This window comes from Pararcticibacter amylolyticus, assembly GCF_003130405.1.
GTDB classification, from domain to species: domain Bacteria; phylum Bacteroidota; class Bacteroidia; order Sphingobacteriales; family Sphingobacteriaceae; genus Arcticibacter; species Arcticibacter amylolyticus.
The window spans coordinates 116,494-126,192 of the sequence record NZ_QEAS01000017.1; the positions used below are offsets into that span (position 1 = coordinate 116,494).

Genomic DNA, 9,699 nt, shown 5'->3' on the forward strand with positions numbered 1-9,699 from the left:
GGCTGCCCTTCAGAACCCAACAAAGCGCTCTATTCTCCCGCCAACCTGCATTCCTTTTGTGTACTTTCCCGGATCAGTGCTGATAGCAATAAGCTTTACCCCGTTAAGGTTAAGCAATAATTCCTCGTAAGAACCTTTGAAGAAAACGTCCTTGATGATGAATTGCAAAGATGCACCTTCTTCAAGCCTGATCCACTCAGGGTAAATGGCGATTGTATCTTTATAAGAAGATATTCCGAGTTCCTGTGCCTCGTCCGCCGTGAGGACATTACAATTTGATAATAGTTGTGCTGTATACAAATATCCCGGGGCATTATACAAATGCCTTGGTACTCCACTTTCCAGTATTATCCCATTCTTCAGGATCACCATCTCATCTGCCAGGGAAAGCCCATCCAGAGGATCATGAGAGACGAGAATAACTGAGATTCCAAGATACCTCGCCATTCTCTTTATATCAGCCCTGAGCTCGTTTTTTACCAGGGTATCCACCTGACTGAAAGGCTCATCCAGCAACAGCACTTCGGGATCCGTGATAATTGCACGTGCTATCGCCACCCTTTGCTGTTCTCCCCCGCTCAAATCCACAGCCCTTTTTCGTGCCAGGTGATCGATCCGTAAGAATTCCATCACCTCATAAGCCTTTTGATCCTTTGCTTTGAGGTTTGTATTCGGCAGCAATCCGGCAATATTATCGTAAACCTTAGCGTAAATATTAAGATTGAAATCCTGTGCAACAGTCTTTATGGCTTCATGTCCGGGAATAAGCCTGCTCTCGGGGCCTCTGACTATCTCATCTTTAAATAAAACAGAACCTGTATCCGGGCTCATTAAACCGGAAATGAGTTTCAGCAGTGTACTTTTACCACTCCCGCTCTCCCCCGAGATTACAGTAACTGCACCTTGTCTGATAGCAAGGTTTATTGATTTTACCCCTGCAAAAGGACTTTCTATGTAGACTTTTGTTACATCCTTCAGCTCTATAATAGTGTTGCTCATCCCCTGAATTATAATATTACAAGAAGTAATCTTCTTTACATTTCACCACAGTTGCGATTTTTTAAAAATACTAATTATTAGTTCTACTAGCAGCAAAAACAAAAAACCCTGCGATTCCTAAAGGAAAAGCAGGGAAGGGTTAACCATTATAAAGGTGTGTTAAAATCCTACTGTAATACCAAAGGCCATACTTCTCAGACCTTTCTGATTGGGGCTGTTTTCAAAAGTATCATTGAAATAGTATTTAGCATATAAACCAGCTCCTCCATATCCAATGCGGGCAAAAGCACCGTATCTGAACTTAGTGAAGTGATAATCATCATCGAACTTTTGTTTGCCCCTTTCGTCACTCTTCTGCTTCACCCTGCCATTGAGAAGAAATCCCATATCAGGCCCGAAAACGAAGCGAAACTTTTTGCCGTTGTTGTCGTCCTTTGTTCTTAGCTCGAAAGATAAGGGAATTCTCAGATAAGTAGAAGAAAAACGATTTTTATCGAAATGAATCGTATCCTGATCCCAGGCCAGTTCCGGCCAGTCACGCTTTATTGTGATATCCTTTTGCAGGCGAATATGTGTCCAATCAAAACCTCCTGCCAGGTATACCTTAAAATTGCTGTTAAACCGGTATCCAAACTGAACAATATCAAACCCCACGTTACTTGTCTTCCACCCATTATACTCCAGGAAGTTATTCTTAGAGGAAAGAGTGAAGCTTCCATTATCAATCAGCTTGCTGAATCCGAGGTCAAACCGGGAGAATGTCAGGTCGAAAGATACCCCCGAATGCTTCGAAGAATGTTTAACTGAGTCTTTCTTATCCTCACGGTCATCATGTTTACCCCAGGTAACTTTAAATTGTATATCCCTGTTCTTCTTTTTGGTACTATCCGTTTTCACAGAATCAAGAGAAGCAACCGTATGATCTTGGGTATCTGCATAGACCGCCTGACCCGCTGCAAATACTATCAACAATAGAATTAACCGTTTCATATATTATTACCTAGTTTCGTTTATCTTCATTCTTTGCTTTAATTTTCAGGACGCCGAGATTGATCCCCGATATAAGAGTCCCTTCCTCATTTTCCGAAAACTCTATCAGCTTATCCTTCCTCTTATCCACTTTTGCCACTACAAAATTGACCAGATCTCCTACCGTTTTTATCCCCGGCCTTGATCTCTCAGCAGGTTCACTATCCCCCTCCTTCGCAGCGTTGTCTTCAGCTAAAGCAATAACAGGCTTTCTATGGTCAGGAATCTTCAGCTTTCCGGAAACAGGAGCCGGCTTAATATCAGTAAAAGTTTCTGTTGCCAGAACAGTGATCTGCTGAGGCGTTTCCTCCGGCGACCCAACTGGCTGTTGCACATAGTCATTTTCAACTGACTTTTCCTTCATCACAGCTGTTCCTCTTCCCTGATTATTTTTACCAACTTTAAGCTGAGCCAGCCTTTCCAGGAAACTCTCTTTCTTTGGGGATGCATCTGCGGGAACCTTTTCTTCAACCGGACGGCTTTGCTCAACGCGGGGAGCAGGTTCCGTAACATTTGCGGCCCTTAACTGAATAGGTTTTACAGGCCTCATGAACCAAAATCCAGCCGCCATAATAACTACCACACTGGCAGCAGCCATCCATAACGGAGAGAAAACTCTTTTCTTAGCAGGTTCTGCAAGCTCTCCCGCAATCCTTCCCCACACAGCATCTGAAGGAGCTACCTCAAAACCATCAAGTTTCTCCCTGAAAAATGCATCAAATTCTTTATCCGACATAGTTTGCATGTGTTGCACCCTCCATTTTTATCAACTTTTCTTTCAGAACAGCACGGGCCCGCGAAAGTTGCGATTTTGAAGCCCCTTCTGTAATTCCCAGTTGTTCTCCAATTTCCTTGTGTGAATACCCTTCTATTGCGTACAGATTGAAAACCATTCTGTATCCTCCCGAAAGATGCTGGATCAGAGCGAGAAGATCTTTTGCTTCAAGCCGGTTCATATCAAACATTTCCTGGGGCATGTCATATACCTCATCAATATCAACAACATTCAGCATACGCTGATTTTTCCTGTAAACCTCTATTGCGGTATTGACCATAATCCTTCTTATCCATCCCTCAAAAGATCCCTGCTCTTTAAACTCCTTCACCTTTTGAAACACCTTTACAAACCCCATCTGCAATATATCCTCCGCCTCATAACGGTCTTTAGCATACCGCATACAAACTCCCAGCATCTTTGATGCAAGTAATTTATATAAAAGCTCCTGACTCCGGCGCTCGCTCCTGCGGCAGCCATCCAGAAGCTCATCAATGGTCACTTTCCGACTTAAATTCATATGCGCTTCAGAAATAAGATGCGGATCTTATGCGTTTGGTTGCATGAAAAACAAAATTATTTCAATAAGCGGAATTCATGCTTATACACGAGGAAAAACGAATGATAAAAATCCAGTTGTTTTGATCCCTGGCTGGCAAGGTCTATAACAGGTTCCACACGAAAATCAAGGTAGAAATCAGGAATAAGTTGTTTTTGATAAGCATAGCGCACAATTAACAGTTCCCGCTTCTTTTCGGCATACCCTTCCTCTCCAAGCTTATAAGAAACCGACTGAAAAAGCGGCATCCCCGCAGACGCAATGTATTTATTTCCGTTCCAGTAAGACAGGATCAGGTTACCAAGGCGGCTTTCAACCCCGGCATTCAGATAAAACGCATTTCCTTTCTTATAGGGCAATTGCTGAACTCCCGAGTTATCATTAAATCCAACAAGATAGTTTTCAGTGCTTACCGATTTAATAAGACCTTCCGTATAATACTTCAGCTTAAAACCTACGGCACCGTTCAGGTAGGTCTTTAAGGGTTTATCCAGTGTATCGATCTGTCCGCCCTGGTGAAAAACCATTACCTGCAGCGGCACAGAAAATCTCCATTTAGAAGTCTGCTTTATGGTGATATCGGACGATAAGCCAGCAAAGATTTGTTCCTGTTCTCCGGAAGGCTTATAGATCATATTATTCCAATTGATAAAAGCATCCAGAAATAAAGACTTTTTATTCACAATGAACTGGGTGCCGTACTCCACCGGATTGGTAATCTTTCGTTCAACATCATATAAGGGCTCAATCAGCCTGTGCTGTACGTTACCCTCCAGTACCCCGTTTATTAATGCGCTATTACCACTTTGATACTTCACGCTGAACAACGGGTATGTACGGTAAATCCCGCGTCCGCCGAAATCTTTCCTCAGATGTACACCCGCTGTCAGCAATAATTTAGGATGCGCATAATAAGCCAGTTGTGGTTCGAGCTGGGTTCCGTACAAGGTGTAGCCATCCTGAAAATCATTAAAAAACTCATAATTCCTGAGGAAATTGAAATTATGAATACTTAAATATAAGGCTCCCGTACGGGCACTGTCCGGCCTTAACCGGTATTCGAGACTGTCATTTGGCAGCTGAGCTTTTCCTGAAAGCCCGGAGACGATACACAAAAAAGCCAGAATAATTTTTTTCATTCTCTGTTTAACAACTAAGATAAATTTCTTATGCGCCAATCCCACCCAATCAATCCCTTATACTATTTCTTCAGCCGGTAATACTTGTAGATCTTTACAGCAAGCATAATTACGAAAATAAAGAGAAACAAGCCGATAAGCCCGTAAATCCAGTCCAGTGCATTCTTCAGCACCACAACAAACACGATGGCCACCAGCAGGATCGTAGCAACCTCATTCCATATACGAAGCTGCATAGAAGTCCATGCAAAAATCCCGCGCCGCAACTGAAGCATCACCCGCTGGCAGGTAAAATGATAAACCAGCAGTCCCACAACAAAAGCCAGTTTCACAAGCATCCAGTCTGTTCGTAAAAGATAGGGATTAAGGTAAAGCATTCCGACTCCCGCCAAAACGGAAAGAACCATAGCGGGCATGGTAATCACATTCCATAGCCGGCTCTCCATCAGTTGAAATTGCGGAAAGAGGATCCTGCGCTCCTCCTCAGTCTTGTCTTTTGCCTCTATATGATAAATAAACAACCTGACGATATAAAAAATCCCGGCCATCCAGCAGACGACGAAAATGATATGTATAGATTTTACATACAGATACAGCACTTACCTACGCCTTTTTAAGTTCATTCTTTATCACCTCAACGGCATACTTAACATGGTCAAAAGGAATGTCAGGCATTATTCCATGTCCAAGATTAAAAATAAACCCTGGTTCATCTTTCATCTTTTCATATAACCTCAGGATCCTTTCCCTGATCACTTTTTTATCCGCATACAGAATGTGAGGGTCAAGATTTCCCTGAACTGCAATTCCGGAAGGAAGACTCTTCTTTACCGAGAGCAGATCAGCATTCCAGTCAACTGAAATAACATCCGGCTTCGTCTGCGCCATAAGCGGAGCAAACACCGAACTTCCCTTGCAAAAAGAGATTACAGGGATATCCTTACGCTTCAATCCTGAAATAATCCTGGCAATATAGGAATGCGAAAACTCCTGATAATCGTCCCATGAAAGAGCACCGGCCCAGCTATCAAATATCTGAACAGCATTTACTCCGGCATCTATCTGAAGGTTCAGATAGGCAGTAGTTACATCAGCAATTTTTGACAGAAGACGGTGAGCCAGTTCCGGCTCATTATGCAGCATCAGCTTGGTCAGTTTGAAATCTTTCGAAGAACCTCCTTCCACCAGATAACTCATTACAGTAAAAGGAGCACCGGCGAACCCGATCAATGGAATGAGTCCGTTCAGCCTTTGCTGGATCACCACAATAGCGTCGGCCACGTACTTCAGCCTGTCCATCACATCGGTTTCCAGCTTGTCGACATCCGCACTGTTCCTTACCGGATTAGAGAAACGGGGGCCGACCCCCTGGGTAAAGCTCAAATCTCCCCCCATCGCTTCGGCAGTAACCAGTATATCAGAAAAGAGTATAGCAGCATCTATTCCCAGTAAATCAACCGGCAGCATCGTCACATCAGCAGCAATTTCCGGAGTTTTACACATTTCGAGAAATGAATACCTGTTTTTTATATCCCAGTATTCCTTCATAAAACGACCTGCCTGACGCATCATCCATACTGGGGGACGCTCTGTCGGCTGCGAAAATGCTGCCCTTACAAATAAAGATTCTTTCTGATTGTTACTCACTATGCTCCTGGTATTTCTTTTTCAATTTTTTGTATAATTCCCTGAATGCGGGTACTGATCTTAAGTTCTTTAGCCCTTTCAACATAGGCTCTCACCCTTTGGTATTCCTTCTTCCTTAGATTGATATTCGCAAGATGGACAAGAATGATCCCCTTGTCATTTTCGGAAGCAAGAGGGAAACGGCTGGCGATTTGAAAATGAGTTTCAGCTTCCGCGTAATTCTGCTTTTGAAGTTCTATATTCCCATAGATGAACTCGTAATATCCTCTGCGCTTTTTTCTCAGATAGTCGGGATTCGGCACTTCTTTCAACAACGTTTCTGCTTTCTGGTAGTCCTTGTTCCTGAACGCCTTTGCTGCCAGCACGACCGTTCCGTCCTTAAAATAACCTCTTACCAGAAGAACGATACCCAATCCTGCGAGCGCAGCCCCTTCATACGACTTTTCATAAAGCGCCCATATGAGCAGGACCGCTACGAGTGCAAGAACAGCAAAACGCACCTTTGTACTAATCATTATCTATTGAGAATCGGTAAACTTGTACCCTACTCCCCTGATAGAGTGAAAATAGATCGGGTTCTTCTGATCCGGTTCAAAGTACTTTCTGAAGGTAAGAATGAAATTGTCGATTGTCCTGGTAGACGGATACACATCGTAATTCCACACGGTCTCCAGAATTTGCTCCCGCGAAACAGCATCATTCCTCCGTTCGATAAGAAGCTTCAGGAGCATGGTTTCTTTCTTTGTAAGAGGAGTTACAGAACCGTCCTCATTACGCAGTTCAAAAGAATTAAAATAGATCGTTTTTCCACCGATCTTATAGGTATTCAGCTCCTTTTTTTCCTCTCCTGAAAGCCCCCTTTTAACAAGGTTATTCACCCTCAGGATCAGCTCTTCCAGGTTGAAAGGCTTCACCAGGTAGTCATCAGCTCCCTTCTTCAGTCCGGTAACACGATCCTCGCTGGTATTCTTCGCTGTCAGGAACATGATCGGAACCTCGGTATTTTCGAGCCTGATCGTCTCAGCAACCTGGAAACCATCGATTTCAGGGAGCATAACATCCAGAACGATGAGGTTAAACCGCTCCTCTTTAAATATGCGAAGAGCTTTCTTTCCGTCTGTTGCAGTAGTTACCTTGTAACCTTCAAGTTCAAGGTTCAGCTTAATTGCTTCGAGAAGATGTTCTTCATCTTCAACCAATAAAATACGTTGTTTAGTTGCCATTTGTGCTAAAGCTTACTTCAAAAATGCTTCCGGCCGGCCGGTTATTTTTAACTTTTATCTGCGCACGATGTTTATCGAGCACCTGTTTTACAATATAGAGCCCTAATCCTGTACCTTTCGTCTTCCGTGTATCCTCACTTCCCACACGGTAAAATTTCTCAAAGATGCGGATTTTCTCTTCATCTCTGATACCAATGCCCTTATCAGCTACCTCAAAAGTGATCACATCGTCTTTTTTAGACACTTTCGCCTTTATCTCCTCACATGGGGGAGAATATTTAACGGCGTTTTCAATAAGATTAGAGACCACAAGAGTCAAAGCAAACTTATCACCCGTAACAAATATTTCGGGCTCAACCTCAGTCTTAATGATCTGTGTACTGCACGTGTGGATCTGCAACCTCTCAGCCACTTTTTCAACCAGCTCAGAAAAATTAAAGTTCTCTTTTGGAAAAGTATAGGAGTGATTCTCTATCCTGGTAGCGATCAGCATGTTCTCAACAAGATCGTCCAGCCTCTCAATATCTTTTAAGGAATTATTCAAAAATGTATGGGTCTGCGCTTTATTCAAGTCCCTTTTAAGGATGGTTTGCAGATACAGCTTGATAGAAGCCAGCGGAGACTTCAGCTCGTGAGTCACCGAAAGAAGGAAGTTCTTCTGCTGTTCACGAAGTTTCCGCTCTTTCTTAAGCGTTTTATGCAAATAATAAGCCCCTGTGAGGAAAAGCAGAATGAACACTGCACCCTCTCCCAGGATCATACCCTTACGCTCGGGACGCACTTCTATAAGCAATACCCCCCACCAAATTAATTCTGCCAGAGCATATAAAATAAGAGCATAAAATATGAGAAGAGACTTATGCATAACAGTTTATATTAGGGCTTCACAATATCCAGGCTTTCAAATATAGCTCTTTTTGCGTTCTCAAGAACTTCAGGAGTATGCGCAGCAGATATAAAGCCAACTTCATATCCCGACGGCCCAAGATATATTCCCCTGTTCAGCAGCTCACGGTGAAACTCTTTAAAAAAGTCCATACTGGCAGGATCAATCTCCTCTGCTTTTTTAATATCCTTATCTGTAAACGCAAACCAGAACAAAGACCCGATAAAGGACACCTTCACACGGTAACCCTTATCTTGTATATATTGTTCTATTGCCGATACGAAAGCTTGTGTTTTTGCATTCAGTTCATCATAAAAGCCGGGGCGAAGCAATTCAGACAGCTGCCCTATTCCCGCAGCCATCGCAACGGGATTACCAGACAGAGTACCAGCCTGGTAAACAGCACCGTCAGGAGAGATATTTTTCATAATAGCTGCAGAAGCGCCGTAAGCACCAACCGGCATACCACCTCCTATGATCTTCCCATAGGTGATAATATCAGGGCTGACGCCATAATATCCTGCGGCCCCCTCAAAACCCAGGCGAAATCCGGTGATCACCTCATCAAAGATCAGAAGACTGCCGTACGACTGAGTTATCTCCCGCAGGTATTGTATATATTCCTTATCCTGGATAAGAAGGCCGTTATTGGCAGGAACTCCTTCTATGATCACAGCCGCTATCTCGTCTGGAAATTGCTTAAATGCTTCTTCCAGCGCCACCTTATCATGAAGAGGTATAACAATCGTCTCATCAGCAAAGCTCTTCGGAACTCCAGCTGAAGAAGTTTCACCAAATGTTACCAGCCCCGATCCTGCCTTTACAAGCATTGAATCAGAATGTCCATGATAACAGCCATCAAACTTCACGATCTTATCACGTCCTGTATATCCCCTGGCAAGCCTGATAGCCGACATTACTGCCTCTGTACCCGAACTGACAAAACGCAGTTTCTCAATTTTCTTATTATTCTTCAGGATCAGCTCAGCAAGTTCATTTTCAAGAGCTGTAGGCGCTCCGAAACTCATTCCTTTACCAAGAACATCCTCTACCTGCCCTCTCACCGTAGGATGATTATGTCCAAGGATCAGCGGCCCCCATGAACAGCAAAAATCAATAAACTTATTTCCGTCAGCATCCCAAAGGAAGCAGCCGTCGCCTCTTTCTATAAACAGCGGAGTTCCATAAACCGATTTGAATGCCCTAACCGGCGAATTAACACCTCCGGGAAAATACTTCTGAGCTTTTTCAAATAACCGGGCCGACTGTTTCCGTGATATATCGTTCATTTTATCGCTTTTAGCTATAGCTGTCAAAAAATCAGCTATCAGATTTTCACATGGCGTCTTACGCCACCGCTTTTTATACTTTGAGCAAGTTTTTCTTTATCAGCAAATCCTGCCTCCACTTCTTACCGCTCCACTTTTCAACTTCTCTCCCCC

The 9,699-nt window shown here is 43.3% G+C and carries 11 protein-coding genes; all 11 read right to left on the bottom strand.

Translation table 11 applies throughout. The features are described from left to right. Window positions 1-9: 9 nt before the first annotated feature. Window positions 10-999, bottom strand: coding sequence for an ABC transporter ATP-binding protein (locus tag DDR33_RS19010; protein ID WP_109417388.1), 990 nt, complete (start codon window positions 997-999; stop codon window positions 10-12). Between the two features lie 159 nt (window positions 1,000-1,158). Next, entirely contained in the window at window positions 1,159-1,989 is an 831-nt protein-coding gene (locus tag DDR33_RS19015; protein WP_109417389.1) for an outer membrane beta-barrel protein, read from the bottom strand. Between the two features lie 10 nt (window positions 1,990-1,999). Beyond that, a complete protein-coding gene (locus tag DDR33_RS19020; protein WP_109417390.1) occupies window positions 2,000-2,764 on the bottom strand; it encodes a hypothetical protein in 765 nt (254 codons plus the stop codon). Beyond that, window positions 2,754-3,323 (bottom strand): RNA polymerase sigma factor, encoded by a 570-nt coding sequence (locus DDR33_RS19025; protein WP_109417391.1) that lies wholly within the window; start codon window positions 3,321-3,323, stop codon window positions 2,754-2,756. The genes DDR33_RS19020 and DDR33_RS19025 overlap by 11 nt, the downstream gene beginning before the upstream one ends. A 56-nt stretch (window positions 3,324-3,379) precedes the next feature. After that, window positions 3,380-4,501 (bottom strand): hypothetical protein, encoded by a 1,122-nt coding sequence (locus DDR33_RS19030; protein WP_109417392.1) that lies wholly within the window; start codon window positions 4,499-4,501, stop codon window positions 3,380-3,382. A 62-nt stretch (window positions 4,502-4,563) separates the two neighbouring features. After that, window positions 4,564-5,097 carry a protoporphyrinogen oxidase HemJ gene (hemJ, locus tag DDR33_RS19035; RefSeq protein WP_202913788.1) on the bottom strand — a complete coding sequence of 178 codons (534 nt, stop codon included), beginning with the start codon at window positions 5,095-5,097 and terminating at the stop codon, window positions 4,564-4,566. Between the two features lie 7 nt (window positions 5,098-5,104). Next, window positions 5,105-6,148, bottom strand: a complete 1,044-nt coding sequence (hemE, locus tag DDR33_RS19040) for a uroporphyrinogen decarboxylase (protein ID WP_109417394.1) — start codon at window positions 6,146-6,148, stop codon at window positions 5,105-5,107. Continuing rightward, window positions 6,148-6,663: a tetratricopeptide repeat protein gene (locus DDR33_RS19045; RefSeq protein WP_109417395.1), complete on the bottom strand. Its 516-nt coding sequence runs from the start codon at window positions 6,661-6,663 to the stop codon at window positions 6,148-6,150. Before DDR33_RS19045 ends, hemE begins: the two co-directional genes overlap by 1 nt. A gap of 3 nt (window positions 6,664-6,666) precedes the next feature. Then, window positions 6,667-7,371 carry a response regulator transcription factor gene (locus DDR33_RS19050; RefSeq protein WP_109417396.1) on the bottom strand — a complete coding sequence of 235 codons (705 nt, stop codon included), beginning with the start codon at window positions 7,369-7,371 and terminating at the stop codon, window positions 6,667-6,669. After that, entirely contained in the window at window positions 7,361-8,236 is an 876-nt protein-coding gene (locus tag DDR33_RS19055; RefSeq protein ID WP_109417397.1) for a sensor histidine kinase, read from the bottom strand. The genes DDR33_RS19050 and DDR33_RS19055 overlap by 11 nt, the downstream gene beginning before the upstream one ends. Window positions 8,237-8,247: 11 nt before the next feature. Beyond that, window positions 8,248-9,546 (bottom strand): glutamate-1-semialdehyde 2,1-aminomutase, encoded by a 1,299-nt coding sequence (gene hemL / locus DDR33_RS19060; RefSeq protein ID WP_109417398.1) that lies wholly within the window; start codon window positions 9,544-9,546, stop codon window positions 8,248-8,250. Window positions 9,547-9,699: the final 153 nt, after the last annotated feature.